The sequence below is a fragment of the Cupriavidus sp. PB-02 genome, from assembly GCF_058252315.1.
This window is the reverse complement of the sequence record NZ_CM177695.1, coordinates 1,991,663-2,017,438: the sequence shown is the minus strand read 5'-3', so window position 1 is coordinate 2,017,438 and position 25,776 is coordinate 1,991,663. Positions and strand designations below refer to the sequence as shown.

25 protein-coding genes are annotated in these 25,776 nt (G+C 68.6%); 12 read left to right on the top strand and 13 right to left on the bottom strand.

Annotated elements, in window-relative coordinates:
• Nucleotides 1-5: 5 nt before the first annotated feature.
• Nucleotides 6-611 (bottom strand): TetR/AcrR family transcriptional regulator, encoded by a 606-nt coding sequence (locus AC10V3_RS30005; RefSeq protein WP_041681816.1) that lies wholly within the window; start codon nucleotides 609-611, stop codon nucleotides 6-8.
• Between the two features lie 337 nt (nucleotides 612-948).
• On the opposite strand from AC10V3_RS30005, the gene AC10V3_RS30000 reads away from it, so the two are divergent.
• From AC10V3_RS30000 to fahA, 4 genes are all read left to right on the top strand, one after another.
• Complete coding sequence (locus AC10V3_RS30000; RefSeq protein ID WP_022539007.1) at nucleotides 949-1,332, top strand: helix-turn-helix domain-containing protein; 384 nt, start codon at nucleotides 949-951, stop codon at nucleotides 1,330-1,332.
• Between the two features lie 487 nt (nucleotides 1,333-1,819).
• Nucleotides 1,820-3,517: an FAD-dependent oxidoreductase gene (locus tag AC10V3_RS29995; RefSeq protein WP_454753303.1), complete on the top strand. Its 1,698-nt coding sequence runs from the start codon at nucleotides 1,820-1,822 to the stop codon at nucleotides 3,515-3,517.
• A 51-nt stretch (nucleotides 3,518-3,568) separates the two neighbouring features.
• Entirely contained in the window at nucleotides 3,569-4,888 is a 1,320-nt protein-coding gene (gene hmgA / locus AC10V3_RS29990; RefSeq protein WP_022539005.1) for a homogentisate 1,2-dioxygenase, read from the top strand.
• 148 nt (nucleotides 4,889-5,036) lie between these two features.
• On the top strand, nucleotides 5,037-6,299 hold the full coding sequence (gene fahA / locus AC10V3_RS29985; protein WP_022539004.1) for a fumarylacetoacetase: 1,263 nt from the start codon (nucleotides 5,037-5,039) through the stop codon (nucleotides 6,297-6,299).
• A gap of 6 nt (nucleotides 6,300-6,305) precedes the next feature.
• Here fahA and AC10V3_RS29980 read toward each other — a convergent pair whose 3' ends face one another.
• From AC10V3_RS29980 to AC10V3_RS29940, 9 genes are all read right to left on the bottom strand, one after another.
• On the bottom strand, nucleotides 6,306-6,788 hold the full coding sequence (locus tag AC10V3_RS29980) for a hotdog family protein (protein WP_374063692.1): 483 nt from the start codon (nucleotides 6,786-6,788) through the stop codon (nucleotides 6,306-6,308).
• Nucleotides 6,775-7,581 carry a beta-ketoacyl synthase chain length factor gene (locus AC10V3_RS29975; protein ID WP_022539002.1) on the bottom strand — a complete coding sequence of 269 codons (807 nt, stop codon included), beginning with the start codon at nucleotides 7,579-7,581 and terminating at the stop codon, nucleotides 6,775-6,777. Before AC10V3_RS29975 ends, AC10V3_RS29980 begins: the two co-directional genes overlap by 14 nt.
• 9 nt (nucleotides 7,582-7,590) lie before the next feature.
• Nucleotides 7,591-8,793: a beta-ketoacyl-[acyl-carrier-protein] synthase family protein gene (locus AC10V3_RS29970; protein WP_490923858.1), complete on the bottom strand. Its 1,203-nt coding sequence runs from the start codon at nucleotides 8,791-8,793 to the stop codon at nucleotides 7,591-7,593.
• Nucleotides 8,794-8,857: 64 nt separating this feature from the next.
• On the bottom strand, nucleotides 8,858-9,706 hold the full coding sequence (locus AC10V3_RS29965; protein WP_022539000.1) for a polysaccharide deacetylase family protein: 849 nt from the start codon (nucleotides 9,704-9,706) through the stop codon (nucleotides 8,858-8,860).
• Nucleotides 9,703-12,117 (bottom strand): MMPL family transporter, encoded by a 2,415-nt coding sequence (locus AC10V3_RS29960; RefSeq protein ID WP_022538999.1) that lies wholly within the window; start codon nucleotides 12,115-12,117, stop codon nucleotides 9,703-9,705. Before AC10V3_RS29960 ends, AC10V3_RS29965 begins: the two co-directional genes overlap by 4 nt.
• 29 nt (nucleotides 12,118-12,146) lie before the next feature.
• Nucleotides 12,147-12,776 carry a LolA-related protein gene (locus AC10V3_RS29955; protein WP_022538998.1) on the bottom strand — a complete coding sequence of 210 codons (630 nt, stop codon included), beginning with the start codon at nucleotides 12,774-12,776 and terminating at the stop codon, nucleotides 12,147-12,149.
• Between the two features lie 13 nt (nucleotides 12,777-12,789).
• Nucleotides 12,790-13,764 (bottom strand): lysophospholipid acyltransferase family protein, encoded by a 975-nt coding sequence (locus AC10V3_RS29950; RefSeq protein ID WP_022538997.1) that lies wholly within the window; start codon nucleotides 13,762-13,764, stop codon nucleotides 12,790-12,792.
• Nucleotides 13,758-15,461, bottom strand: a complete 1,704-nt coding sequence (locus AC10V3_RS29945) for an AMP-binding protein (protein ID WP_022538996.1) — start codon at nucleotides 15,459-15,461, stop codon at nucleotides 13,758-13,760. The genes AC10V3_RS29950 and AC10V3_RS29945 overlap by 7 nt, the downstream gene beginning before the upstream one ends.
• A 36-nt stretch (nucleotides 15,462-15,497) precedes the next feature.
• Entirely contained in the window at nucleotides 15,498-16,271 is a 774-nt protein-coding gene (locus tag AC10V3_RS29940) for a COG4648 family protein (RefSeq protein ID WP_454753298.1), read from the bottom strand.
• Between the two features lie 261 nt (nucleotides 16,272-16,532).
• On the opposite strand from AC10V3_RS29940, the gene AC10V3_RS29935 reads away from it, so the two are divergent.
• The 6 genes from AC10V3_RS29935 (at nucleotide 16,533) to AC10V3_RS29910 (ending at nucleotide 20,280) form a co-directional block, all read left to right on the top strand.
• Nucleotides 16,533-16,793: a phosphopantetheine-binding protein gene (locus tag AC10V3_RS29935; protein WP_022538994.1), complete on the top strand. Its 261-nt coding sequence runs from the start codon at nucleotides 16,533-16,535 to the stop codon at nucleotides 16,791-16,793.
• A gap of 45 nt (nucleotides 16,794-16,838) precedes the next feature.
• A complete protein-coding gene (locus AC10V3_RS29930; RefSeq protein WP_490923857.1) occupies nucleotides 16,839-17,693 on the top strand; it encodes a glycosyltransferase family 2 protein in 855 nt (284 codons plus the stop codon).
• A 189-nt stretch (nucleotides 17,694-17,882) separates the two neighbouring features.
• A complete protein-coding gene (locus tag AC10V3_RS29925; RefSeq protein WP_374063691.1) occupies nucleotides 17,883-18,836 on the top strand; it encodes a CsgG/HfaB family protein in 954 nt (317 codons plus the stop codon).
• Between the two features lie 11 nt (nucleotides 18,837-18,847).
• Nucleotides 18,848-19,165 (top strand): hypothetical protein, encoded by a 318-nt coding sequence (locus AC10V3_RS29920; RefSeq protein ID WP_022538991.1) that lies wholly within the window; start codon nucleotides 18,848-18,850, stop codon nucleotides 19,163-19,165.
• Nucleotides 19,162-19,602 carry a DUF4810 domain-containing protein gene (locus tag AC10V3_RS29915; protein ID WP_022538990.1) on the top strand — a complete coding sequence of 147 codons (441 nt, stop codon included), beginning with the start codon at nucleotides 19,162-19,164 and terminating at the stop codon, nucleotides 19,600-19,602. The genes AC10V3_RS29920 and AC10V3_RS29915 overlap by 4 nt, the downstream gene beginning before the upstream one ends.
• A 9-nt stretch (nucleotides 19,603-19,611) precedes the next feature.
• The gene (locus AC10V3_RS29910; RefSeq protein WP_022538989.1) at nucleotides 19,612-20,280 is read left to right on the top strand and encodes a DUF799 domain-containing protein; all 669 of its coding nucleotides are present in this window, start codon (nucleotides 19,612-19,614) and stop codon (nucleotides 20,278-20,280) included.
• Between the two features lie 77 nt (nucleotides 20,281-20,357).
• Here the strand turns inward: AC10V3_RS29910 and AC10V3_RS29905 are convergent, their stop codons facing one another.
• The 3 genes from AC10V3_RS29905 to AC10V3_RS29895 all read right to left on the bottom strand — a co-directional run bounded on the left by AC10V3_RS29905 (nucleotide 20,358) and on the right by AC10V3_RS29895 (nucleotide 23,028).
• The gene (locus AC10V3_RS29905; RefSeq protein ID WP_010810161.1) at nucleotides 20,358-20,534 is read right to left on the bottom strand and encodes a glycine zipper 2TM domain-containing protein; all 177 of its coding nucleotides are present in this window, start codon (nucleotides 20,532-20,534) and stop codon (nucleotides 20,358-20,360) included.
• Between the two features lie 146 nt (nucleotides 20,535-20,680).
• Nucleotides 20,681-21,559 (bottom strand): NAD(P)-dependent oxidoreductase, encoded by an 879-nt coding sequence (locus tag AC10V3_RS29900; RefSeq protein ID WP_022538988.1) that lies wholly within the window; start codon nucleotides 21,557-21,559, stop codon nucleotides 20,681-20,683.
• Between the two features lie 437 nt (nucleotides 21,560-21,996).
• Nucleotides 21,997-23,028 carry a Bug family tripartite tricarboxylate transporter substrate binding protein gene (locus AC10V3_RS29895; RefSeq protein ID WP_454753295.1) on the bottom strand — a complete coding sequence of 344 codons (1,032 nt, stop codon included), beginning with the start codon at nucleotides 23,026-23,028 and terminating at the stop codon, nucleotides 21,997-21,999.
• Between the two features lie 352 nt (nucleotides 23,029-23,380).
• Here AC10V3_RS29895 and AC10V3_RS29890 point away from each other — a divergent pair, with 352 nt between their 5' ends.
• Together AC10V3_RS29890 and AC10V3_RS29885 are read left to right on the top strand one after the other, a co-directional pair.
• Entirely contained in the window at nucleotides 23,381-25,087 is a 1,707-nt protein-coding gene (locus AC10V3_RS29890; RefSeq protein ID WP_349607051.1) for an IlvD/Edd family dehydratase, read from the top strand.
• 3 nt (nucleotides 25,088-25,090) lie between these two features.
• Nucleotides 25,091-25,756, top strand: a complete 666-nt coding sequence (locus tag AC10V3_RS29885; RefSeq protein WP_454753294.1) for a GntR family transcriptional regulator — start codon at nucleotides 25,091-25,093, stop codon at nucleotides 25,754-25,756.
• Nucleotides 25,757-25,776 lie beyond the last annotated feature (20 nt).

The following is a 25,776-nucleotide window of genomic DNA, read 5'->3' as shown; positions in this document are numbered from 1 at the left end:
GCGTGTCAGTGCTTCCCGGTGCCCTCGGCGGCACGGGCTACCAGGGACGCGAAGGCGCGCCGCGCCATGAGTTCGGCATCCGCCCTGCCGAGCAGCTTGAACGACTGCTGGAAGGCCATGCCGATGCCGGACAGATCGAAGGCGAACTGGCGCGGATCGGTGTCGGGACCAAAGTGGCCTTCGTCGATGGCGTCACTCACCACGCGCGCCACGGTGCTGTGCCAGTCCTTCAGAGACTGCACCACCAGGTCGCGTATCGAACCCGGCTTGTCACGGTATTCCTGGCTCAGCGCCATGAACAGGCAGCGCCCCTGGGTGACCGTGCCGCCCAGCCAGTCCAGGTAGCCTTCGAACAATGCCTCAAGGCGTGGCAGGCCTCGCGGCTGGCGCATGGCCGGCCGCACCACGATCTCGCCGAAACGCTCTACGGCCAGGTCGAGCACCGCCTGCTGCAGCGCCTCCTTGGACTTGAAGTGCGCATACAGCCCGCTCTTCGACATATTGGTGTCCGCGGCCAGCGTGGCCAGCGACAACTGTTCGAAGCCGACCTTGGCGGCGGTATCGAGCGCCTGTTCGATGATGGCGTTACGGGTGAGCTGTCCTTTTTGCATGCATTGTAGAATAGCACGACCGGTCGGTTTGTCAACGAAACCAGATGCATGGTAGTTGCCCGGACTTGCGCAGTTCTGGCGGGGAGGCCATAACGTCATATAGGGGGGCATGTGACGTCAACGCGAACTGCAAAGCCTCGTTAGAGACTGACAGCGCGACGATTTGGTGCACGATTCGGCTCATTGCACACCGGTTGCCGGCCGGTGTCAGGCCCGGATGGCGGACTTGGAAGAAATCTGCACAAAGTGTTTCGGCGGGTACATACGGAACGCTTTGCGTGCTCTATACTCGAATGCACGTCCGCGCACTTTTTTTCATTGGTGACTGGAGACCGACATGAACAGTACAGCCGTGCCAAGAGGCGCTAGCGAACCGTTCCGGCAACTGCGGGCGTTGCGTCGCGCGCGCAAGCTCAAGCAAGAGGACGTCGCCCGCAAAGCGGGCATTTCCCGGGAAGCGTACCTGCGAGCGGAGTCGGGTCAGGCCGATCCACGCATGTCGACGTTCCTGGCCGCATGCGAAGCGCTGGGCCTGGAAGTGGTGCTGGCCCCGCAGCATCTTGCCGCCGACGTGAACGCATTTATTGCCAGCCGCAATGGCGGCGTGACCGCAGCTTCGATGGCCGGCCAGCCGGCCGCCGGCGGTGCCCAGGCACCGGCCGCGGCTCCCGCGACCGGCAGCTTCGGCTCCGGCACCGGCGAGGGCCACAAGCCGGTCTGAGCGGGCCGATGCCTGGCCGGCACTGTTCTCCACAGGCCGGTGCAGGCAACTGGCGTCCAGACCACCATCCTGACAACCGGCGCGGGGCGATCCGCTCCGCGCCGGTTGCTGTCGTCCGGAGCAGCGCTTCGCTAGCCGGGCGCCTATGACGCCACAGGCCTGGCTGCCTGCATCGGCGCTTTCCAGCGTGTCCCCGTTTTAACTTTCCCACCTTAGCTATTCGCCATTGCGCCGCCGCGTGCACTGCACAGCGCTGACGTCTTTCCCGCTTTTCCCGTTTCCGGCCTACAACTGCAATGAAAGCGACGCCCGACGCATGCGTTCTCAGGCGCCGTTTGACACGTCCCGTGGCGACGATTACGATATGGTAAATGCATTACGCATTCCGTAATTCTCGCGGGATGCAGCAGGCATCGGACAAACAGCAGACCGGCAGGCGCTCTTGAGAGCCCGCCAGGGCGCCAGCGCAGCGCCACATGGAGACACCGTGGACACCAACTACCCGCAACGCACCTTCGCGTACCAGCCTTGCGCCGAGCAGCGCCAGGCCGGCGGCGCCGTGCCCGCGGTGCATCCGGTGGCCGTGGTCGGCGCAGGCCCGGTCGGGCTCGCCGCGGCCATCGACCTCGCGCAGCGCGGCGTACCCGTGGTGATCCTGGACGACGACTGCACGCTGGCGACCGGCTCGCGCGCGATCTGCTTTGCCAAGCGCACGCTCGATATCCTGGACCGCCTGGGCTGCGGCGAGCGCGTCGCGGACAAGGGCGTGAGCTGGCATGTCGGCAAGGTGTTCTTCGGCGATGCGCAGGTGTACAGCTTCGACCTGCTGCCTGAGGCGGGCCATCGCCGCCCGGCCTTTATCAACCTGCAGCAGTACTACCTGGAAGGCTTCCTGGTCGATCGCGCCGCCGAGCTGCCGGGCCTCGAGTTGCGCTGGCGTCATCGCGTGACCGGCGTTGTGCCCGGACCCGACGAAGTGGTGCTGACCGTGTCGACCCCGGAAGGCGACTACGTCCTGCACACCCGCTATGTGGTGGCCGCCGACGGCGCCCACAGCGGGGTACGCCAGTGCCTGGGCCTGGAGAGCAAGGGCCGCGTCTTCCGCGATCGCTTCCTGATTGCCGATGTGAGGATGGCGGCGCCGTTCCCCGCCGAGCGCTGGTTCTGGTTCGATCCGCCGTTCAACCGCAACCAGTCGGCGCTGCTGCACCGGCAGCCCGACGATGTCTGGCGCATCGATTTCCAGCTGGGCTGGGACGCCGATCCCGAGACGGAAAAGCAACCGGAGCGCGTAGTGCCGCGCATCCGCGCGATGCTGGGCGACAAGGTCGCCTTTACGCTGGAATGGGTCAGCGTCTACACCTTCTGCTGCAAACGCATGGACGCCTTCCGCCATGGCCGCGTGCTGTTCGCCGGCGACGCCGCGCACCGCGTCTCGCCGTTCGGCGCGCGCGGCGCCAACAGCGGCGTGCAGGATGCCGAGAACCTGGCGTGGAAGCTCGCGCTGGTGCTGGCTGGGCAGGCCGGGGATGCCTTGCTCGATACCTACGCCAGCGAACGCGAGGCCGCGGCGGACGAGAACATCCGCCACTCCACGCGTTCCACCGATTTCATTACGCCCAAGAGCGCGGTCAGCCGCACCTTCCGCGACGCCGTGCTGCGCCTGGCGCGCCGCCATGCCTTTGCGCGCCAGTTGGTCAACAGCGGCCGGCTGTCGCTGCCGACGGTGCTGGCGGCGTCGCCGCTCAATACGCCGGATGCCGACCGCTTTGCCGGCGCCATGGTGCCCGGCGCCCCGTGCGTGGATGCACCGCTGCGCCGCAACGGCACCGCCGGATCTGGCTGGCTGCTGGGCGAGCTGGGCGGCGATTTCACGCTGATGGTCTTTGGCGACGGCAGCGCCGTCCCGGCCGACGTGCGGCACAAGCTGGCAACGGGCGCGGTGCCCGTGCGCATCCTGCTGGTGCTCGCGCAAGGCCAGCAAGCCGCTTCGCCGCAGGGCGCGCGCTGCGTCACCGACGGCGAAGGCCTGCTCGCGCGCCGCTACGACGGCCGCGACGGCACCTGCTACCTGATCCGCCCGGACCAGCATGTCTGCGCCCGCTGGCGTGCCGTGGATGCCGACGCCGTGCATGGCGCGCTGCTGCGCGCGCTGTGCCGGCCGCCGGACAGCCAGCCTCACTAGTGAACCTGCAACCCCGAACCTCCGACCGACACCCGCAACGCTGACGACACCATGAACCTCACGCACACCCAGCTCGCCGAGCACGGCTACATGTCCGGCTTCGCCAATGAATTCGCCACCGAGGCGCTGCCCGGTGCGCTGCCCGTGGGCCAGAACTCGCCGCAACGCGCGCCTTATGGCCTCTATGCCGAGCAGCTGTCCGGCACGGCCTTCACCGCGCCGCGCGCTCACAACCGACGCTCGTGGCTGTACCGCATCCGCCCGGCGGCAATGCACAAGCCGTTCACGCAGATCGAGCAGTCGCGCTTCCTGAGCCGCTTCGACCAGGTGCCGCCGTCGCCCAACCAGATGCGCTGGAGCCCGCCGGCGATGCCGTCCGTGCCGACCGACTTTATCGACGGCATCGTCACCATGGCCGGCAACGGCGGCCCCGAGGCGATGACCGGCTGCGGCCTCCACCTGTACCTGGCCAACCAGTCGATGCAGGACCGCTACTTCTACAACGCCGACGGCGAGATGCTGATCGTGCCGCAGCAGGGCCGCCTGCTGCTGGTGACCGAGCTGGGCCGCCTGGAAGTGGAACCGCAGGAAATCGTGGTGATCCCGCGCGGCGTGCGTTTCCGCGTGGAACTGCCGGATGGCGAGGCGCGCGGCTATATCTGCGAGAACTACGGCGCGCTGTTCAAGCTGCCCGACCTGGGTGTGATCGGCTCCAACGGCCTGGCCAACCCGCGCGACTTCCTGTCGCCGGTGGCGAGCTATGAGGACCGCGAGGGCGATTTCGAGCTGGTGGCCAAGTTCCAGGGCAACCTGTGGCGCGCCGACATCGGCCACTCGCCGCTGGACGTGGTGGCCTGGCACGGCAATTACGCACCGTACAAGTACGACCTGCGCAACTTCAACACCATCGGCTCGATCAGCTTCGATCACCCGGACCCGTCGATCTTCCTGGTGCTGCAGTCGCCGTCGGACACCCCAGGCGTGGACACCATCGACTTCGTCATCTTCGGGCCGCGCTGGCTGGCGATGCAGGATTCGTTCCGCCCGCCCTGGTTCCACCGCAATATCGCCAGCGAATTCATGGGCCTGATCACCGGCGTCTACGACGCCAAGGCCGAGGGCTTCGCCCCGGGCGGCGCCAGCCTGCACAACTGCATGAGCGGCCACGGCCCGGACGCGGAAACCTTCGAGAAGGCCAGCGCCGCCGATACCTCGACGCCGCACCATATCGAAAACACGATGGCCTTCATGTTCGAAACGCCGGGCGTGATCCGCCCGACGCCGTATGCGGCGCAGTCGGCCTCGCTGCAGCAGGAGTACTACACCTGCTGGCAGGGCCTGAAGAAGCATTTCAACCCGAACGTTCGCTGAACCCCGGACGCCTGCCCCTACACGCCGGTTTGCTCCCCTCTCCCGCATGCGGGAGAGGGGCCGGGGGAGAGGGCAGGCGCCCGCCAAGAATGGCAAGCCACGGCACGCGCCACCCGCGGTGCCACCCCAACCATCACGGAGTAACCCAATGACCGCCCCCCAAATCAGCTGGATCGCCTCCGCCAACGACGGCCAGACCCATTTCCCTCTGCAGAACCTGCCCTACGGCGTGTTCTCGACCAAGGGCCAGTCCCCGCGCATCGGCGTGGCCATCGGCGACCAGGTGCTCGACCTCGCCGCGCTCGATGAAGCTGGCCTGCTGCCGGCCGCCGCCAAGGGCACGTTCGCCGCAGCCAGCCTGAACCGCTTCATCGCACTGGGCAAGCCGGTGTGGAGCGAGACCCGCAAGCGCCTGACCGCATTGCTGTCCGGCGAAGACGCCGCGCTGCGCGACAATGCCGCACTGCGCGACAAGGCACTGGTGCCGATGTCCGCCGCCGCGCTGCACCTGCCGGTGGAGATCCCGGGCTACACCGACTTCTATTCATCGAAGGAACACGCCACCAACGTCGGCCGCATGTTCCGCGACCCAGACAATGCGCTGCTGCCGAACTGGCTGGAAATCCCCATCGGCTACAACGGCCGCGCCAGCTCGGTGGTGGTGAGCGGCACGGCGCTGCATCGCCCCAACGGCCAGATCAAGCTGCCCAACGAGGCGCGCCCGGTGTTCAGCGCTTGCCGCAAGCTGGATTTCGAACTGGAGATGGGCTTTATCGTCGGCAAGGAATCGGCGCTGGGCGAGTCCATCAGCACCGCCGATGCGCCGGCGCATATGTTCGGCATGGTGCTGCTCAACGACTGGAGCGCGCGCGATATCCAGCAGTGGGAATACGTGCCGCTGGGGCCATTCAACAGCAAGGGCTTCGGCACCTCGATCTCGCCGTGGGTGGTGACGATGGAAGCGCTCGACCCGTTCCGCCGCGACAACCCGGAGCAAACGCCGCAGCCGCTGCCGTACCTGCAGCAGCAGGGCAGGAACGCCTATGACATCGCGCTGGAAGTCGCGCTGCAGCCGCAGGGCGCAGCGGCCCCCAGCACCATCTGCCGTACCAACTTCAAGGCGATGTACTGGACCATGGCGCAGCAGCTGGCGCACCACACGGTGTCGGGCTGCAATGTGCGCGTGGGCGACCTGATGGGCTCGGGCACGATCAGCGGCACCACGCCGGACTCTTACGGCAGCATGCTGGAACTGACCCGCAACGGCGCCGAGCCGGTGACGCTGGCCGACGGCAGCCGCCGCGGCTTCCTGGAGGATGGCGACGAGGTGATCATGACTGGCTTCTGCCAGGGTGAGGGGTATCGAGTCGGCTTCGGTTCGGTGTCGGGCAAGATCCTGCCGGCTCGCTGAAACGCTTCAGCCGGCGTGGCTGTCATGCAGGGCGGCATCGAGGATCACGGCCGCCCGGCCTGACAGCAGCAGCCGGCCCGCGGCGCTGACGGTGAAGGCGTACAGCACACTGTTGCCTTCGCCGCTCTCGCGTTGCGCTGCAACCTCCAGGGGCGCATCGATATCGTCGAGCCGCTCCACCTGCAGCACCAGCTTTCGTACGCTGGCCAGGTAGCCTGAGCGCGGGCGCTGCGGCGCTCGTTCCGCAGCGGCTTCCGCCAGCAGCGCGCCGTGCACGGCCATCGCCTGTGCCGCATATTCGATCCCGCATACCGCCGCCAGCCGGCCCTGCGCCCGCAGCGGGTTGTCTACGCGCGTGTGCGTGGCCGACACGCAGCGCACCGAGTCCGCATCCCAGTCCAACACGCCATCGAGCAGGCACATCGTGCCCTGGTGCGGAATGCGCGCCGCGATCCAGTCGCGGTCCCTCACCACATCAGGTATCCGCATTGCCGGGGGCCACGTCGGCTTCGATGCGCACGGTGTCGAGGTAGTCGAGCACCACGGTGGTGGTCGCGCCGCGGGCGATCGCCGCCAGCAACGGCAGCACGCGTGCCGCGGGCGCGGACATGCGCAGCGCTTCCAGCGCCGCATCCGGCATCCCGGCAGCGGGCGCCTGCGTCAGTGCCACGCCGATGCGCGCGAGCGAGCGCGCCGTCGCGTGCGGCGTGACCACCAGGGCCACACCGAACGGATCCGGGATCGGCCGGTGGCTGTGCAGCGGCTCCGGGTAGCCGGTGTCGTAGGCAATCAGCAGGCAGGGCTCCGCGTCGGCGGCCACCTGCAGCACGCATTCCAGCAGGCCTGCGCCGAAACTGCCGTCCATCGCGCACAGCACGTTGGAGGTGCGCATCGCGCCCGCCGCGATCGACCAGTAGCCGGCGGTGGCGTTGTGCACAGAGTTGTGGAAGCGCGTGGGCGACATCAGCGGGGCGGGCTCGGCCAGCGCTTCGCAGATCGCATGGAAGTTGAAGCCGTCGCTGCTGGACGAGGCAAAGATCGTCGGCAGCTGCGCGGCGTCGCGGCCGCTGGCGGCCACCGCCTCCTGGCCTGCGCCAAGCGCCAGGCGCACGGTCGGGCCGGTGCGGCGGCGCTCTGCGGCCGGCAAGCCGGCGGGAGGCGGCAGTTCAGTGGGCGCGTGCGCGTACGGCGCGCGGCCGGCAAGGACTTCAGCGGCCTGCGTCCAGCCGGTCAGGCCGGGACCGAGCAAGCCGATGCTTTCGATATACACGTGCTGCGGCATGGCGCTGGCTCAGTGAGAGGCCGTGTTCGCGCGGGCGAACAGCAGGCTGCAGTTGGATCCGCCGAAACCGAACGCATTGCTCATCGCGTAGCGCAGCGGCGTGTCGCGGTTCAGGAGCACGTAGTTCACGTCCAGCGCAGGGTCCGGCTGCGTGGTGTTGATGCCGCCGGGCAGCAGCTCGTGGCGCAGCGCCAGCGCGCAGATGACCGCTTCGAGCGCACCCGCCGCGCCCAGCGCATGGCCGGTTGCGCCCTTGGTGGAGCTGCACGGCGTGCCGGGCAGCACCGCGGCCATGGCCAGCGCTTCGGCCGCGTCGTTGCTGCGCGTGGCGGTGCCATGCAGGTTGACGTAGTCCACCTGTGACGGCGCGATGCCCGCGCTCGCCAGCGCCTGTTCCATCGCCAGCTGCGCGCCAAGCCCTTGCGGGTGCGGGGTCGACATATGGTGCGCATCGCTCGATTCGCCGATGCCCGCGAGCAGGATGGCATCGCCATCGAGCACGCCGTCAGCGCGTTCGAGCAGCCCGAAGGCCGCGCCTTCGCCGATCGAAATACCGTTACGCGCCACGTCGTACGGACGGCACGGCTGATCGGACAGCAGCTCCAGCGAATTGAAGCCGTACAGCGTCGTGTAGCACAGCGAATCGACCCCGCCGACCACGGCCGCGTCGATCAGGCCCGCTTCCAGCATGCGCCGCGCCGAGCTGAACACCTTGGCGCCGGACGAACACGCGGAGGACACCGCCGCGGCCGGGCCGGCAATGCCGAGCAGCTGGCGCAGGAAGGCGGGCAGGGAATACGGGTTGTGGGTGCCGCCATAGTTGAAGCCCGGCGGCAGCGCGCCGGTGGCGGGATCGCGCTGGCGGTAGGCCAGCTCGGTCTGCAGCACGCCGGCCGTGCTGGTGCCGAGAAAGACGCCGATCCGGTCGGCGCCGTAGCGCGCCACGGCTTCGCGCACACGCGCGGCAAAGCCGTCCTGTTCGAGCGCCAGCTGCGCCAGGCGGTTGTTGCGGGAGTCGAACGCCGACAGGGCGGGCGGCAACGCCACGGCATCCAGGCCCGGCACTTCGCCGACATAGGTATCGAGCCTGACGTCGCCAAAGCGGCAGGGCGCCAGGCCGCCGCGCTGCGCGCGCAGCGCCGACAGGGTGGCGTCAACGCCGGTGCCGATGCAGCTGGTGGCCGTGAAGTGCGAGAACAGGAGCGGGGACACGGCTTTGGGGGAAGGGATGGGAATCTCGGAAGGGCTGGGCTAATTGTAACAAGGCGCCGGCCGATCAGGCTGGCGGCACCACGGAGCGCAGCGTGACGCAGCGCAGGCCCGCCTGGTCGATGGCGGCAAGCAGGCCCGGCAGCACCGTGATGCAATGCGCGTTGCCGGCCGCATCGATGCCGGGATCGCCGTCGTGCAGCAGCAGGATGTCGCGCCCGGCCAGGTTGCGGGTGAGGCGCTTTGCCACGCTGGCCGCGTCGTAGTCCGAGCGGGTATCGAAGCCGCGCCGCGTCCAGGCGGCAAGCTGAAGCCCAAGCCGGCACAGCACGGGCTCCAGGAAGGGGTTGCGCAGCCCCGCAGGTGCGCGGAAGAAGCGCGGCGCCTGTCCCGTGATATCGGACAGCACCTGCTGCGCGGCGCCGATATCGCGCAGCATGCGCCCCGGGCCGAAGACGGAGAAGTGCAGCCGGTGGTACATGCTGTGGTTTTCCACGGCGTGGCCGCGCCGGATGATCTCGCGCACCAGCGCCGGATGCGCCGCGGCGCGCTCGCCAATGCAGAAGAAAGTCGCGCGCGCGCCGTGCTGGTCGAGCATGTCGAGCACGCGCGGCGTCAGTTCCGGATTGGGGCCGTCGTCGAAGGTCAGCCCCACGCAGTCCTGCGCCGACGCCGGCAGCCGCAGCAGGTTGGGGCCCAGCCAGTTGCTGCGCGGCCACAGGCCGGCGAAGCACATCGCCGCATGCGTGGCGGCAACGCCCGCCAGCGCCACGCCCATGCCCGGCGGATACGCCAGCATGGCGCCGGCCGCGGCGGCGTGGACGGCGGCGGTGCCGCACAGCAGCGGGCTGGGCCGCCAGGGGCGGCTGTGGACGGCGTCGCGCAGGTCGACGCCGGGGGCGGATAACGGCTTCATTTGCTTGAACTCCCGGCTGCATCCGGCGCCGCGGGGCGCGCCAGGATCGCCGCAAACCACAGCGCCAGCACCGCACCTGGCCCGACCGTCAGGCCGAAGGCCTTGAGCAGCGGCAGGCTGGACAGCGCCAGCAGCCCGAAGGCGGCAACCGTGGTCAGGTTGGCCAGCAGCAGCGATACCAGCGTATGCGGTGAGGTCGCCGCCACCTGGCTGCCCGCCGTGGGGCCGTTGAAGAATAGCGCGTAATTGGAACCCACGGCGACCAGCAGCAGCAAGCCCACCAGGTGCAGCAGCGTCAGTGGCTGGCCCAGCGCGGCCAGGCCGCCCAGCACCACCAGGGCCGCTGCCGCCAGCGGCAGCACGGTGGCCACCACACGCCGCACGGAGCGCAGCGCCAGGACCAGCAGCGCGATGATCGCCAGCAGGCCGGCCAGCGACAGCAGCAGCGCCTCGCGCATATAGCCGGTGTAGAGCCGGTCGGATTCGCCCTTGAGGTCGACGAACAGTGTGTCGGGCGCGCCGGCCCGCGCGATCGCGGCGCGCACCGCGGCGCTGTCGACGCCATCGCCGGCGCTGCCCTGCGCGTGGGTCGGCGCGCGCAACGGCAGCGTTGCGCTCCAGCGCCCGTCGCGCTGCGACAGCAGTGCGTCGACCGCCAGCGCCATCGACGTGCCGCGCAGGTCCTCGCGCCGCAGCAGCGGGGCGGTGCGCGTCTTTTCAACGTCTTCCAGGAACGGTGCGAACAGCGACGCGCGCACCGGGTGCGCGGCGATGGCCGCCTGCAGGCGCTGCGCCATCGCCTCCGGCTGCGGCAGGCTGGCCTGGCGGGCGCGCTGGGTCGCTGCGCTGGGCAGGTAGCGTGCCGGGTTCTCGTAACCGCCGATGAAGTTCTGCGCCACCAGCGGGTCCAGCTCATGCGCCACGCGCTCGGCGCCCTGCAGCACGGACTCCTGGTCGGGGCCGGACAGCACCACCAGGTAGCGCACGTCGGGCGCGCCCAGGTCGGCCCGCAGCGAGGCGTCGAGTGCCTGGTCGCTCGCAGATACCGGGCTCAGTGCCTGCAGCTCGCGGCCCCACAGCGTGCCGCGATGCGCCACCAGTACCGCGCATGCCGCCAGCACCAGCACGATGACCAGCCAGCGCAGCCGGTGCGCGCGCGTTGCCAGCCAGGCCAGACGGCGGCCCAGCGGCGTCACGTCGCGCAGGTGCAGCGTGGCGGGCATCAGCTGCGGCAGCACGAAGCGCGTCACCAGCGCCGCCGTCGCCAGCCCGGCGATCGAATACAGCCCCAGCTGCGCCAGCCCCGGAAAGCCCGACAGCAGCAGCGAGGCGAAGCCGCAGATCGAGGTCAGCACGCCCAGGCGCACCGTGGGCCAGAAGCCGCCCAGCCACGCGCGTTCGTCGCGTTGGCCACCGCGCACATACTGCGCCGACTGCACGAACAGGTAGATCGAATAGTCCACCGCCTCGCCGATCAGCGTGGTGCCGAAGCCGAGCGTCAGGCCATGCACGGTGCCGCCAAAGCCCAGGCTGACCGCGGCGATGCCCGCCAGCGCGCCGCTGAGCACGGGCACCAGTCCCAGCACCAGCAGCGGCACCGAGCGGTACACCACCAGCAGCAGCGTGACGATGATGGCCAGCCCGATCGTCGACAGCCGCTCGACATCATGGCGGATGGTGTCGCGCGCCTGCACCGAGAACACGCCCGGACCGGTCATCACCAGCTTGTAGGCGCCGGGCGCCGCCGTCTGCTCGAAGGTCTGGCGAATGGCGCCGATGGCTTGCGCCTGGCCATCGGTATCGGAGCCGGTTGCAGCGGTCTGCGCCAGCAGCACGGCACGCCCGCCGTCGCGCGAGGCCCACGCGCCGGCGTGCATGGGCACGCGCTGGCCGGCGTCGAGCTGCGCCATCATCGCCGCGACTTCGCCGGTGGGATCGCGCGGCAGCAGCGACTTGGTAAAGAGGCCCGCTGACGATGCCAGCAGCTCGAACGACTCGTTCAGCGCCGCCGTCAGGCCGCGCTCGCTGAATCGCTCCGGCGTGACCGCGGGGCTCAGCAGGTAGCGGTTTGCGTAGACGTACTGGCGGTCAGCCGCCTGGTTGACCGGCTCGCCGTTCTGGATCGAGGAGAAACGCGGGTCGCCGCGCAATTTGGCCGCCATCGCGCGCGAGATCGCGGCGCGGCCATCAGCGTCGCCGCCCTCGATGCCGACCAGCACCAGGCGCGACACAAGCCCGTCGCGCAGCTGGTTCACCAGCAACTGCTGCTCGGCACTGGGCAGCCGCGGCAGAAAGGCCGACAGGTCGGCGGTGAAGGTGGTGCGGCTGATGATCGCCGCGCAGGCGAGCAGGGCGAGGATCCACAGCGCCAGCGCCAGGCGTGCGCCCGGCAGCGTGACGCGGCGTGGCATCCCGGGTGGTTGTCCCGGTGGCGTGGTGCTCATGGACGGCCCGCGGGCTTGCCGGCGGGTCGGATCTGCATCACGGAGCGGTCGCCGTCGGCCTGCCGGATCTCGACGCGGTTGAGCGCGTCCTGGCTGCCCTCGATGCGCACCTGGCTGATGACCCCGGCCATGCGCGAGTCCGCCGGCGTCAGCGTCAGCGTCCAGCGGCTGGCGCGGCCTTCGAGTCCGAGCTTGTAGTAGCGCTCCAGCGTATCGCGGTTGCCTGCCAGCGTGCCGCGGATGCTTTCGATAAAGGCAGCCACCTCGGGGTAGTTCTGCAGCGGCAGGGTGTGGCGCTTGCCGTCGCGCTCGACCGTCAGCATGTCGCCGTCGAGCACCAGGTTCTCTTGCTTGGGTGACAGCGTGCGCTTTTCCAGGTGATCGGGCGCCGTGAACAGCAGCTCGCCCGACGACTGCACCGGCTTGCCGACAATCGCCAGGTACTTGGTCTCTGTGAACAGCACGCGGCCGGACTTGCGCTGCGCCAGCGTCGCCATCAGCTGGTCGACGCCGAAGGCCGCGGCGCCTTCACGCGCGGCGGCGCCGCAAGGGATCGCAAAGGCCAGCACGGCGCTTGCCAGCAGCATTGGCAGCAGGGAACGGAGAGGGCGCTTGGACAGGAACATGCGGGAGGAGATCTCAGGGTTCGTTGCCCCGCGGCGGCTGCTCGGAGAGCGGCGGCCCGGCGTGCCAGAAGTCGTAGAAGTTGAACCAGTTGTATGGCGCGCTGCGGCAGAACTGCTCCAGCAAGCGCACGTAGCCATCCAGTGCCGATTGCACCGCGGCCTCGCGCTGGCCGCGCCTGGTCTGGGTGAAGTCCGCCAGCGGTACGAAATGGACATCGTAGCGGTTGCCGCCGCGGTACAGGCCGGTGATAAAGAACACCGGCCGGCGCAGCATGGCGGCCATGCGCAGCGGCCCGGTCGGGAAGCCCGTGGGCGTGCCGAGGAAGCTGCACTGCTGCACCGGGTCGGTGGAGCGCTGCGACAGTGTGCGGTCGGCCAGCATGCCGATCATGTAGCCGCGGTCCAGGTAGTCGCGCACCTTGAGCATGGTGTCGAAGCGGCCCAGCGCGATCACGTCCTGGCGCATCGCGGGATTGATCGACTGCAGCACGTCGTTGAGCTTGTGCGCGTTCTCCTCGTACATGGTGATCGCCACTTCCATGTCCGGGTGCTGCCGCCCGAGCGCGCGCACCACCTCGAAGCTGCCCAGGTGCGCGCCCAGCAGGATCGCGCCGCGCCCTTGCGCCATGGCGGCTTCGAGCTGCGCCTCGCCATGCAGGCGGATATCGAACAGGTCGAAGCGTCCGTTAAGCAAGTAGATGCGATCGAGGATGGTCGAGGCGAAGGTGAACACATGCCGGTAGCCGTCGATCCAGTTCGCCTCGCGCCCGAGCGCGCGGTCCATGTAGGCGCGCGAGGCATGGCGCGCCGCCGGCGAAAACAGCGTGAAATACGCCGCGATCAGCCGCAGCAGCACGCGCCCGACGGGGCGCCCCAGTGCCAGCGAAATCGTCGTCATGATGCGCAGCAGCGGGATATTGCTGCGCTCCTGCTGGCGGGACCAGTCGGTTTCCAGGGACTGCTGCCGCTTCCAGGGCCAGGTCAGCATGGTGCGGCCTCCGCTGGCGGCGTGGCGTCGCGCACCTGCAGCGTGCCGCTGGCGACATCGCGTCCCGCGCTGCGCAGCGTGAAACGCAGGCTGTCGCCGCCTTGCTGGTGCAAGACCTCAACGCGCTCGCCGGGCCGCACCGGACTCAGGAACTTGACGGTGCCGACCTGCGTGGGCACAAGCCACCGGCCCAGCGCCGCGCCGAGCCCGAGCACAGCGTGGTCCAGCAGCACCACGCCGGGCACGATCGGGTTGCCGGGGAAGTGGCCGGCAATGGCCGGATGGTCTGCGCCGATGACAAAGGCGGGCGGCTCGATGGTATCGCCGTGGTGCGCCGCGGCCAGTTGCGCGATCAGCGCCGCCAGCGCGGCGCGCGGCAGCTTGCCGGCGTCGTTGCGCGGCAGGCTCTCTGCGAACAGCAGCGGCCGCGGCAGGAAGGCCGGGTCGATGCCCATGCGCAGCCCCCGCAGCACCTGCGCCGGTGTCAGGCCAGGCGCGACTACGACCGCGGCCAGGCGCACCACGTGGCCGCGGAGGTCGCCCTCGTGGGCGTCGTCGGGCATGAAGAACGCGCCGTCCTGCACGCCTTCGATCGCATTGAGCTGGTGGTTCAGGTAGGCCAGCGAGGTGCGCTTGCCGGCGATGTTGAGCACGTCGGCCTTGCGGCCGTGCAGCAGGAAGTGGCTTGCATCCAGCGGCGCGATGGCATCGCCCAGCGGCACCGGCTGCTCGATATGGCCGCCTTCGGCCCAGGTCTCGGTGTCGTCGCCGCTGGCGCTGGGACGCTGATGCAGGCTTACGCCCGGGACCAGCGTCCAGGTGTCGGTCTGCGCGGTGCGCCGGGTGGCGAGCTGGCCGGTCTCGGTGCTGCCGTAGATTTCGCACAGCGGCGCGCTGAACAGCGTTTCGGTTTCGGCGGCGAGCTGGCGGCCGAGCGGGGCGGTGGCGCACAGCACCAGGTCGGTGGGAGGCATGGCCATGCCGGCTTGCACCAGCGTGCGCAGGTGCACCGGCGAGCTGACCAGCGCGCGCGGCCCCGGCACCGACGCCAGCGTGTCGCGCACATCGGCCGGGTAGAACGCGGTGGCTGCGGCCAGCGCGGCGCCGCCCTGCAGCGCCAGCATGACGGTGGCTTCCAGCCCGAACATATGCTGCGGCGGCACCGTGCCGACCAGCGTCCACGCGCGCCCGTCCAGCAGCCCCAGCCGCTGTGCCGCGGCGCGCGCGCTGCGGGCCATCGCGCCCCAGGTCTTGCGGTGCGGCACCGGCGTACCGGTCGAGCCGGAGGTGAATACGTAGGCCATCACCTGCGCCGCGGGAATCTCGGGGATGTCCACGACCCCGGCTGCGGCCGCGTCCGAAACTTCCGGATAACGGACCGCCGGCATCGCGAAATCCGCGACAGGCTGGTCATGCAGGCAGAACGCATCCGGCGCGAAGGCGGCCAGCTGGCGCACCATCTCCGTCGTCTGCGACGGCGGCAGCAGCGTAGCCTTGCGGGCCAGCAGCGCGGCGCACAAGCCGACGGTGAAACGGTAGCGGTCCGTGCAGGCGTTGAACACATGGCCGCCCACGGGCATCGCGGCGGCCACGCGGTTTACGTCGGCCAGGAACTGCCGCACGGTAACGGGCCGCCCGTGCGCCCAGGCGATAACGCCTTCGGGCGAGGCATGCGCGACGATCGGGAACTTGGTCATGGGCCAGAAGAGCCTGTGCTGAGGGCGGCGGGCGCGTCAGCGCGACGACCCGGACCGGCCCGCCCGGGCAGCTATGACCGCGCGGTAGCCGTGCACGGCGTCAAGCAGGCCGGTATGGCGCATGCCGGGGAAGGCGATGCGGCGGCACGCGGCTTCGCCCGCGAACATCGTGGCAATCAGCAGCGGCGTGCCCAGGTTGGCGAAGCTGGACCAGGTCGCCACCGGCGCCAGCACGAACAGCAGCGCGGACACGCCCACCATCGCCGCGAAGAACAACGTCCAGGCCTGGGTCACGCGCAGTGTGTACTGCGCGTGCGAGGGCGACAGCGGTCCGTGCAGCGCCGTGGCGATCTGCATGCACAGCGGCGTGCTGCCCGCGCGCAGGCTCTGCCCGAACATCACGCCCAGCGCCGCGTTCACGCCGGCATGTTGCAGGAAATAGGTCCAGCCGAAATGCTCGGCCAGCGGCGCGCGCCAGATCCACAAAGCGGCGCATGCCGCCAGCAAGGCCAGCCATGCCGGCGCGCGCCATCCGGCGCGCCGCAGCGCGACGAAGCCGATTGCCAGGAACGGCGCCGCGCCGAGGAACAGAGCGGCGACCTCGGCACCCGGCTGGTGGGCGGCGCGATGCAGGGCCGATTCATAGACGACGAAACCCAGCACCGCGGCGATCCATCCGTGGCGCTGCAATGGCGAAGCCAGGACATCCTGACGGGCTGGGAAGCCCGGCGTGGCGGGCGTGGTGGGGAGGTCTAAGGGCTGGCTCGAAGGCATCTGCAGGGTTATCGTGTGTTGCGTAAGGCGCTTCATGGGCGCCCTCTGTATAGTGCGTGCGGTGCGGGCGGCATTGCTGCGGCGGCGCAACGGCGCGCGAAGCGAACGCTTTATACCTCAAAAGACCCGGCCGACGGCGCGATGATTCCCCAAAGCCCCGCCTTTGTTGTTACTAAACTTCTCTCAACTGGCTCGGAATTGGGCCCTTTGATAGCATCGGTTGCCCTGCCCAGCGATCCAGGTCGACCATTGCCCGGACCGCGTGCCGCAGCGGCCTTCCTGCTGCCCCTTTGCAACATGACCGAACTCGAAACCGAACTTGCCCGCCTGATCATCGACGAACTCGACATTGCCGAGCTGCGGCTGGAGGACGTCAAGGCCGACACGCCGCTCTATGGCGAGGGCTTCGGGCTGGATTCCATCGATATCCTCGAGATCGCGCTGCTGGTTTCGCGCAAGTACGGCGTCGAGTTGCGTTCGGACAATCCCGACAACAAGACCATCTTTGCCTCGCTGGGCAGCCTGGCCGCCTACCTGGCAGCCAACCGCGCGCGCTAGCGCGGCGCTTCCCCGCCACCCGGCCAGCCCTCCCAGCACACGACCATGCCGCAGCAAGCCACGCCCCGCCCGGCGCTGGTGGCCGGCGGCACGCCCCATCCCATCGGCGGCTCCCCGCCGTCGGCCACGCACTTTGTCCTGATCCCCAGCTACAACCCGGGCCAGCGCCTGCACGACACGCTGCGCGCCGCGCGCGAGGCCTGGTCGCCGGTCTGGGTCGTGGTCGACGGCAGCACCGACGGCAGCGACCGCTGGCTGCAGGCGCAGGCCGCCACCGATCCAGGGCTGCGCGTGCTGGTGCTGCCCAGCAACCAGGGCAAGGGCGCCGCCGTGCTGCAGGGCATCGAGGCCGCCGCCGCCGAGGGCTTTACGCACGTGCTGGTGATGGATTCCGACGGCCAGCATCCCGCGCACCTGATCCCCGAGTTCATGGCGCTGTCGCAGCGCCAGCCCGGCGCGATGGTGCTGGGCCGGCCCGTCTTCGACGCCAGCGCGCCGCGCGAGCGGGTCTACTGGCGGCGCATGTCCAATTTCTGGTCCGACCTGGAAACGCTGTGGGCCGGCATCGGCGATTCGCTGTTCGGCTTTCGCGTCTACCCGATCGCGCCGCTGCGCGCGGTGATGAAGGAGAGCCGGTGGATGCGGCGTTTCGACTTCGATCCGGAGGTCGCGGTGCGGCTGTGCTGGCGCGGCGTTTGGCCGATCAACCTCGATGCCCCGGTGCGGTACTTCGCCCGGGGCGAGGGTGGGGTCTCGCACTTCCGCTACCTGCGCGACAACCTGTTGCTGACGGGGATGCATCTGCGGCTGGTGGCGGGCTTCGTGCTGCGGCTGCCGGTGCTGGTGTGGCGACGGTTGCAGCGTTCCGCGGGCAACACGTCGTCCGACGACGTGGCCTGACGCTTCCTGGCTCTTTCGCACCGGCCAGTCCGTACCGCCGCCGGACTTTGACCTGCCGCAACAAGGCTGCATTTGCCGCTCAAGAACTGATGGGACGTGTCGAAATCCCCTACATAGCCTATTGCGCAGGGTGGTGAGGTTCCATACAATCGGCCCGACTCGCATTTGTAACTATTTGTAATCGGGGGAATGATGGGTTTCAGCAGGTTGTTGGCTGCAGGCATGTGCCTGGGGTTGGGCGCTTGTGCCACCGTCACCACGCCGCCCAAGGTCGTGGAGGCGCCCACGCCGCGCCAGCAGCAGCTCGCCGCACAGGAGGCCGTATCGCTGCCGCCGGTGCACCAGCTCAAACGCAAGATCGCCATCGGTCGCTTCTCCAATGAAACGCGCTATGGCCGCACGTTCTTCACGGACCAGAATCTGGATCCGCTCGGCAAGCAGGCCAGCGACATCCTGTCCAGCCGGCTGGTGGCCTCCAAACGATTCCTAGTGTTCGAACGGCCCGATCTGGGCAAGGTCCAGGCTGAGCAGAGCCTGACCAAGGACAGCCAGCTGGTGGGTGTGGATACGCTGATCATCGGTTCCGTGACGGAATTCGGTCGCGCCACCACGGGCAAGGCGGGCTTCCTCAGTTCGACCAAGGTGCAGACCGCCCACGCCAAGGTGGAAATCCGCCTGGTCGATGTGAAGACCGGCCATGCTTTTTTCTCCGCCAGCGGTGCTGGCGAGGCTTCCACTGAGTCCGGTGAGGTGGCGGGATTCGGCAGCAAGGCCGACTACGACGGCACGCTCAACGACAAGGCCGTTGCCGCCGCCATCTCGGATGTGCTGGGCCGCCTGATGAGCAAGCTCGAAGAGCGCCAGTGGAAGACCGACATCCTCAAGGCCGAAGGCCGCACGGTGTACATCTCCGGCGGCAGCCGCCAGGGCATCCGTGCCGGCGACATGCTGTACGTCTATGCCGAAGGCGAACAGGTCAAGAGCGCGCAGAGCGGATTCCAGATTGCGCTGCCGGCGCGCCCCGTGGCCAAGGTGCGGGTGCAGTCGTCGTTCGGCGACAGCGAAACCAATGAGGGATCCGTGACGGAACTCGTGTCCGGCACGCTGCCCAAGGGCACTGCCAACCTCTTCGTCGCGCAATAGGGAACCGCAAGATGAAACAGCTTCTGTGCGCCGCGGTTGCGGCGCTGGCCATGTACGGCTGTGCATTGCCGAATACGACCGTACAGAGCGGGCAGGGCCGTCCGACCCTGCGTGTCGTCGGCGCACCGCCACAGTCCGTGCTGATGGTAGATGGCATCCAGGTGGGCCAGGCGTCCGCCTTCGATGGCGTGCAGTCGGTGCTCAAGATCGAAGAGGGCCCGCACGAGGTCGAGGTCCGGCAAGGTGGGCGCGCACTGCTGACGCGCAGCATCTTTGCCTCGGGCGGCGAGTCCGTCAGCATCGAAGTTTCCGCGGAGCAACAACAATGAAAATGATCCACATCACCAGCGTGCTGGCGACCGCCGCGCTGCTGAGCGCCTGCGCGCCGCAGCAGAAGTACGCCTGGGGCTCGTACGAGCCGGCGCTCTACACCTACTACAAGACGCCAGCCGCTTCCGAGGCATTCGCGGAACAGCTCGGCAAGACAATCTCGGGCGCCGAAAGCAGTGGCGCCAAGGTGCCGCCAGGGCTCTATGCCGAGTACGGTAACGTGCTGCTCGAGCAAGGCAAGGCGAAGGACGCCGTGGTCTGGTTCGGCAAGGAAAAGGCCACGTGGCCGGAATCTGCCGCACTGATGACGCGCATGATCCAGATCGCCAGCGCACCGGCTGCCGACAAGGGTAAAGGCAAGGTGGTGGAAAACACTCAGACCAGCGTTCAGGCTGTCGCTCCTGCACAGGCCCCAGGTCAGACTACCAAGCAATAAGGGGAATCCATGCGCCTTATCCAATCGTTCCGCACGCTCGGCCTGCTGGCACTGGCAGGCAGCCTTGCTGCCTGCGCGCCCATGGCCAAGCGTTCCGACTACACTGCCTTCCGTTCCGAACAGCCGCGTTCGATCCTGGTGGTGCCGGTAGTGAACCGCAGTGTCGATGTCGATGCGCCTGACTACTTCCTGTCGACTATCTCGCGACCCATCGCAGAGCGCGGCTACTACGTTTTCCCGGTGCACCTGACCAAGCGCCTGATGGAAGACGAGGGCCTGTCCGACGCCGACCTGGTGCACAGCAACGACCCTGCCGTGATTGGGAAAATGTTCGGCGCGGATGCAGTGATGTATGTCCGTATCGACCGATGGGATTCCAAGTACCTGGTCTTGCAGACCACGACGACGGTAGAGCTCGACTACACGCTCAAGAGTGCGAAAGACGGCAAGACCTTGTGGACTCGGCATCAGCAACTGGCCTACACGCCCAACAACAATGCGGGCGGCGGTCTCGCAGGCCTGATCGCTTCGGCAATCGCTGCAGCCGTGGAAAAGGCAAAGCCTAACTACGTGCCGCTGGCACAGCAAGCCAATGCCTCGGCAGTCGGCTTGGCAGGCGTTGGCCTGCCCGCTGGCCCGTACGACCCGAAGTTCAAGGCTGACTCGGCCGAGTTCTGAGAGCCGACGCCACCATGCAGAAAGGCCGCGCGATGCGGCCTTTCTGCATTCCTGGCCCGCCTGGGCCGGGCATCAGCTTACTTGCCCAGTTCGTGGCCGATCACGCCGCCAACCACGGCGCCGCCGATCGTGCCCGCGGCGCTGCCGTCGGTCAGCTCATGTCCGGCCACACCGCCCGCCACTGCACCGGCCGCGGTACAGCCAGCCAGCGCCATGCTTGCGCTTACCAGTAGCGCACCTGCGAGTTTCCACATGATGGTCTCTCCTGCATCGTTGCCGGGCCGGCCCCACTGGACGGGCCCCATGTCTCCAGCTTAGGCCCGCGCCCGGCAGCGGCCTTTCCGAGACACGCCGATTGCGCTGTAGGAATCGGACGACGGCAGGTGACGCCGCGGCGACGTCAGGAGGTCTTCGTGTGCTGGCGCAGGCGCTTGATCAGCGACGAAGTGTCGGCGCGGCCGCAGCCCATCTGCTGCAGGTCTGCGTAGAACTGGTCCACCAGTGCCGTCACCGGCAGGCCGGCGCCGTTGCGGCGCGCCTCGTCCAGGCACAGGCCGAGGTCCTTGCGCATCCAGTCCACCGCGAAGCCGAAGTCGAACTTGTTGTCGATCATCGTCGGCCCGCGGTTTTCCAGCTGCCACGAACCGGCCGCGCCCTTGCTGATGACGTCCAGCACCAGCTTCATGTCGAGGCCGGCGCGCTCGCCGAAGGCAATGGCCTCGGACAAGCCCTGGATCAGGCCGGCGATGCTGATCTGGTTGACCATCTTGGCCAGTTGCCCGGCGCCCGATTCCCCGATGCGCGTGACCGCGCGCGCGTAGGCGGCGATGACCGGCTCGGCGCGCGCATAGACCTCGGCGTCGCCGCCGCACATGATGGTCAGGATGCCTTTTTCCGCGCCGACTTCGCCGCCGGAAACCGGGCCGTCGATAAAGTGCAGGCCGCGCTCGCCCGCGGCGGCGTAGAGCTCGCGCGCGACGTTGGCGCTCGCGGTAGTGTGGTCGACGAAGATGCAGCCGCTCGGCGCGCTGAAGAAGGCACCGTCATGCCCGGTCAGCACGGAACGCAGGTCGTCGTCGTTGCCCACGCAGGAGCACACCACCTGTGCATCGCGCACGGCCAGCGCCGGCGTGGCGGCCGCCTTGCCGCCGAACTTCTCGACCCAGGCCTGTGCCTTGGCGGCGGTGCGGTTGTAGACCGTGACCTCGTGTCCCTTGGCGGCGAGGTGGCCGGCCATGTGGAAACCCATGACGCCGAGTCCGAGAAATGCGACACGCATGCTGCTGCTCCGTTGCTTGTTTGTTCGTTGTGAGATCGGTGAGGCGGTCCCGTTTGCGCCGGGGCGCTTGCGCGGGTGGGCGCGGGTGGGACGCGTCCCGGACACAGAGTATACGGGTGCGGTGGGGCGGGGGACAGATACAGCGATGCGCCAGTCAGGGCATGACAGGGCGGCTATCGGGCACAAATACCTATCACATCGCCAAACCAGAAATACGCATGAGATAGGTATTTGCCGAAATACTCATGACAAACGGAGGCGGCATTGACAGCCCATTGACAGCCGTTAACCCCGTCCATCACCTACGCCTTCGGGTCGGGATGCGCTGACCAGCATGCGGCGCGTTGAGAGTCTTCCTCTCCTGGCTTGCCATCCGAAACAGGTCGCTCCCAGCGACCTGTTGTCCTTTGTCGGGAGCAATACCGAGGCTCCGCCGCTCACTCCGGCTTCACCCCCGCCTCCCTGATCACCGCATTCCACTTGCCCACCTCCGCCTTGATCCGCGCTCCCGTCTGCGCAGGCGTGGTCCACGTGGCGATCGCCCCCTGCTTCAGCAGCGTGGCCTGGACCTCCGGCTCGGCAAGGATCTTCTTCAGGTCGTTGCTCAGCCGGTCGATCACCGGCGCGGGCGTGCCGGCAGGCGCGACGATGCCGAACATCGAACTCACCTCAAAGTCCTTCAGGCCCGCCTCATTGGCGGTCGGCACTTCGGGCAGGGCGCTCACACGTTCGGATGAAGTCACGGCCAGCGCGCGGAGCTTGCCACTCTTGACGTAGGCCTGCGCGGCGGGAACGGTCTCGACCATGCTCAGCACCTGGCCGCCGATCAGGTCGGTCATGGCGGGGCCGCTGCCCTTGTAGGGCACGTGCAGCATTTCCACGCCGGCCATGCGCTTGAACATTTCACCGGCGAGGTGCTGCGGCGAGCCGTTGCCTGCCGATGCAAAGGTGATCGCGCCCGGCTTCGACTTGGCCAGCGACACCAGCTGCGGCAGGTTGTTGGCGCTCACCGACGGATTGACCACGAACACCAGCGGCACGGTGCCCACGATGGATACCGGTGCGAAGCTCTTTTCCAGGTCATAGGGAACGCGGCTCTTGTACAGCGCGGCGTTGATGGCATGGCTGGTGAGCGCGCCCATCAGCAGCGTGTACCCGTCGGCGGGCGACTTGGCGACCAGTTCGGCGCCGATATTGCCGGCGGCGCCGGCGCGGTTGTCGACCACCACCTGCTGGCCCAGCGTGATGGAGAGGCGCTGCGCCAGCGTGCGGCCGATCACGTCGGTGGCGCCGCCCGGCGGGTAGGGCACGACCAGCCGGATCGGCTTGCCGGGCCAGGTTTCCGCGGCGCTGCCGAATGCGGGTGCGAGCAGCATGCCGGCAAACGCGAGCGAGGCAACCAGGACGGAGCGGCGAGGGGTGCGGCGCGGCGCAAGAATGCCGCGGCCGGACAGGGAAATGCCAGGCATGGGGGTCTCCTGTGCCGGGAAGTCTTTGAAATTGGAGGAGTGCCCGACGGATGAGCGCCCGCCCGGCCGATGACGCCCCGGCTTCGTCATCGGGCCCAAGTGTAGGGGGCGGCTCTTGATTGATGAAGACGTATTTTTCTATCGACTGATCTGAAATTCAGATTAATTTTCCCTGCGCGCTTCCATGCTTGCGCCGTTCGTACTTTGGCAGCTAAGCTTCTGTCATCGATTATCAATAATCCTATTGGAGATAACCCCCGTGTCCCTCACCGACCCCAGCAAGGCCAGCCCGGCTACCGCCACCGACCCCAAGGCCCAGGACGAAGGCGCCGCGGCCGGCAGCCCGCAAGGCTTGGCCAAGGGCCTGACCAACTACGGCGACACCGGCTTCTCCCTGTTCCTGCGCAAGGCCTTTATCAAAGGCGCGGGCTACACCGACGACGCGCTGGCGCGCCCGGTGATCGGCATCGTCAATACCGGCAGCAGCTACAACCCCTGCCACGGCAACGCGCCGCAACTGATCGAGGCGGTGCGCCGCGGGGTGATGCTGGCCGGCGGCCTGCCGGTGGACTTCCCGACCATCTCGGTGCACGAGAGCTTCTCCGCGCCGACCAGCATGTACCTGCGCAACCTGATGTCGATGGATACGGAAGAGATGATCCGTGCCCAGCCGATGGACGCGGTGGTGCTGATCGGCGGCTGCGACAAGACCGTTCCGGCGCAGTTGATGGGCGCGGCCTCGGCCGGCGTGCCGGCGATCCAGCTGGTGACCGGGTCGATGCTGACCGGCGCGCACCGCGGCGAGCGCGTGGGCGCGTGCACGGACTGCCGCCGCTACTGGGGCCGCTACCGCGCCGATGAAATCGACGCGGTCGAGATTGCAGACGTCAACAACCAGCTGGTGGCCAGTGTGGGCACCTGCTCGGTGATGGGCACGGCCAGCACGATGGCCTGCGTGACCGAGGCGCTGGGGATGATGGTGGCGGGTGGCGCGTCGGCGCCGGCGGTGACGGCCGACCGTATCCGCGTGGCGGAGCGCACCGGCACCACCGCGGTGGCGATGGCCAAGGCGCGGCTGACGCCTGACCGCATCCTGACCGGCAAGGCCTTCGAGAACGCGCTGCGCGTGCTGCTGGCGATCGGCGGCTCGACCAATGGCATCGTCCACCTGACCGCGATTGCGGGACGCCTGGGCATCGACATCGACCTGGCCGGGCTCGACCGCATGAGCCGCGAGACGCCGGTGCTGGTGGACCTGAAGCCTTCCGGCCAGCACTACATGGAAGACTTCCACAAGGCCGGCGGCATGACCGCGCTGCTGCGCGAACTGCGCCCGCTGCTGCACCTGGATACGCTGACGGTCTCGGGCCGCACGCTCGGCGAAGAACTGGACGCGGCGCCGCCGCCGTTCGCGCAGGACGTGATCCGCCGCGCGGCCGACCCGATCTACCCGGCCGGCGGTCTCGCGGTGCTGCGCGGCAACTTGGCGCCGGGCGGCGCCATCATCAAGCAGTCGGCGGCCGACCCGGTGCTGATGGAGCATGAGGGCCGCGCGGTCGTGTTCGAGAACGCCGAGGACATGGCGCAGCGCATCGACGACGAAGCGCTCGACGTCAACGCCGACGACATCCTGGTGCTCAAGCGCATCGGGCCGACCGGCGCGCCCGGCATGCCGGAGGCCGGCTATATGCCGATCCCGCGCAAGCTGGCGCGCGCCGGCGTCAAGGACATGGTGCGCATCTCGGACGGGCGCATGAGTGGCACCGCGGCCGGCACCATCGTGCTGCACGTGACGCCGGAAGCCGCCATCGGCGGGCCGCTGGCGCTGGTGCAGAGCGGTGACCGCATCCGGCTGTCGGTGCGCGAGCGCGACCTGACGCTGCTGGTGGACGATGCCGAACTGGCCAGCCGCGCGGCGGCGCAGCCGGTGGAGCGCCCGCGCGCGGAACGCGGCTATCGCAAGCTCTTCCTCGAGACCGTGACGCAGGCCGACCAGGGTGTCGACTTCGATTTCCTGCGCGCCACGCAGACGGTGGAAACCGTGCCGCACAAGCGCTGAGCCATGAACGATGTGCAAACCGAAGCCGGCGCCATGCAGCAGGCCGTCGACACCCTCGAAGAGGACATCGTCTTCGGCCGGCTGCATCCGCGCGAGCGGCTGACCGAAGACGACCTGATGGCGCGCTTTGACCTGAAGCGCCATGTGGTGCGGCAGGTGCTGGCCGGGCTGGAGGCGATCGGCGTGGTCGAGCGCAAGCGCAACGTGGGTGCCGTGGTGCGCGCCTTCTCCGCGCGCGAAGTCCTGGAGCTGTATGCGCTGCGCGAGGTGCTGGAATGTCACGCGGCCGCGCTGATCCCGTTGCCGGTGCCGGCGGCGCGGCTGTCGCCGCTGGTGGCGGTGCAGAAGCAGCATGATGCGGCGGTCGCGGCCGGCAACGCGCGCGCGGTGTTCCGCATCAACCAGGCCTTCCACCGCGAGCTGTTCGCGCTGACCGACAACGCGGTGCTGCAGCAGGCCATCGGGGACTACGCGCGCCGCACCCACCCGATCCGCTTCGGCACGCTGGCTGCGGCGGCGTACCGCGAGCGCGCGCGGCAGGAGCACTGGGCGATGATCGAGGCGCTGAAGACTGGCGACCGCGACGCGCTCATGACACTGTGCCGGCGCCACCTGCTGCCGTCGCGCGATGCCTACCTGGCCGCCGAGCAGGCGCGCGGGGCGGCCTGAAGAAACGCCTCACGCATCAC

What these genes read in the sequence shown, in the direction of transcription:
- AC10V3_RS29940 (WP_454753298.1), bottom strand. Translation starts at nt 16,271, where the DNA reads ATGAAGCGCCTTACGCAACACACGATAACCCTGCAGATGCCTTCGAGC.
- AC10V3_RS30005 (WP_041681816.1), bottom strand. Translation starts at nt 611, where the DNA reads ATGCAAAAAGGACAGCTCACCCGTAACGCCATCATCGAACAGGCGCTC.
- AC10V3_RS29925 (WP_374063691.1), top strand. Translation starts at nt 17,883, where the DNA reads ATGATGGGTTTCAGCAGGTTGTTGGCTGCAGGCATGTGCCTGGGGTTG.
- AC10V3_RS29915 (WP_022538990.1), top strand. Translation starts at nt 19,162, where the DNA reads ATGAAAATGATCCACATCACCAGCGTGCTGGCGACCGCCGCGCTGCTG.
- AC10V3_RS29945 (WP_022538996.1), bottom strand. Translation starts at nt 15,461, where the DNA reads ATGACCAAGTTCCCGATCGTCGCGCATGCCTCGCCCGAAGGCGTTATC.
- AC10V3_RS29885 (WP_454753294.1), top strand. Translation starts at nt 25,091, where the DNA reads ATGAACGATGTGCAAACCGAAGCCGGCGCCATGCAGCAGGCCGTCGAC.
- AC10V3_RS29950 (WP_022538997.1), bottom strand. Translation starts at nt 13,764, where the DNA reads ATGCTGACCTGGCCCTGGAAGCGGCAGCAGTCCCTGGAAACCGACTGG.
- AC10V3_RS29895 (WP_454753295.1), bottom strand. Translation starts at nt 23,028, where the DNA reads ATGCCTGGCATTTCCCTGTCCGGCCGCGGCATTCTTGCGCCGCGCCGC.
- AC10V3_RS29900 (WP_022538988.1), bottom strand. Translation starts at nt 21,559, where the DNA reads ATGCGTGTCGCATTTCTCGGACTCGGCGTCATGGGTTTCCACATGGCC.
- AC10V3_RS29905 (WP_010810161.1), bottom strand. Translation starts at nt 20,534, where the DNA reads ATGTGGAAACTCGCAGGTGCGCTACTGGTAAGCGCAAGCATGGCGCTG.
- AC10V3_RS29980 (WP_374063692.1), bottom strand. Translation starts at nt 6,788, where the DNA reads ATGCGGATACCTGATGTGGTGAGGGACCGCGACTGGATCGCGGCGCGC.
- AC10V3_RS29920 (WP_022538991.1), top strand. Translation starts at nt 18,848, where the DNA reads ATGAAACAGCTTCTGTGCGCCGCGGTTGCGGCGCTGGCCATGTACGGC.
- AC10V3_RS29975 (WP_022539002.1), bottom strand. Translation starts at nt 7,581, where the DNA reads ATGCCGCAGCACGTGTATATCGAAAGCATCGGCTTGCTCGGTCCCGGC.
- fahA (WP_022539004.1), top strand. Translation starts at nt 5,037, where the DNA reads ATGACCGCCCCCCAAATCAGCTGGATCGCCTCCGCCAACGACGGCCAG.
- AC10V3_RS29965 (WP_022539000.1), bottom strand. Translation starts at nt 9,706, where the DNA reads ATGAAGCCGTTATCCGCCCCCGGCGTCGACCTGCGCGACGCCGTCCAC.
- hmgA (WP_022539005.1), top strand. Translation starts at nt 3,569, where the DNA reads ATGAACCTCACGCACACCCAGCTCGCCGAGCACGGCTACATGTCCGGC.
- AC10V3_RS30000 (WP_022539007.1), top strand. Translation starts at nt 949, where the DNA reads ATGAACAGTACAGCCGTGCCAAGAGGCGCTAGCGAACCGTTCCGGCAA.
- AC10V3_RS29910 (WP_022538989.1), top strand. Translation starts at nt 19,612, where the DNA reads ATGCGCCTTATCCAATCGTTCCGCACGCTCGGCCTGCTGGCACTGGCA.
- AC10V3_RS29930 (WP_490923857.1), top strand. Translation starts at nt 16,839, where the DNA reads ATGCCGCAGCAAGCCACGCCCCGCCCGGCGCTGGTGGCCGGCGGCACG.
- AC10V3_RS29955 (WP_022538998.1), bottom strand. Translation starts at nt 12,776, where the DNA reads ATGTTCCTGTCCAAGCGCCCTCTCCGTTCCCTGCTGCCAATGCTGCTG.
- AC10V3_RS29960 (WP_022538999.1), bottom strand. Translation starts at nt 12,117, where the DNA reads ATGCCACGCCGCGTCACGCTGCCGGGCGCACGCCTGGCGCTGGCGCTG.
- AC10V3_RS29935 (WP_022538994.1), top strand. Translation starts at nt 16,533, where the DNA reads ATGACCGAACTCGAAACCGAACTTGCCCGCCTGATCATCGACGAACTC.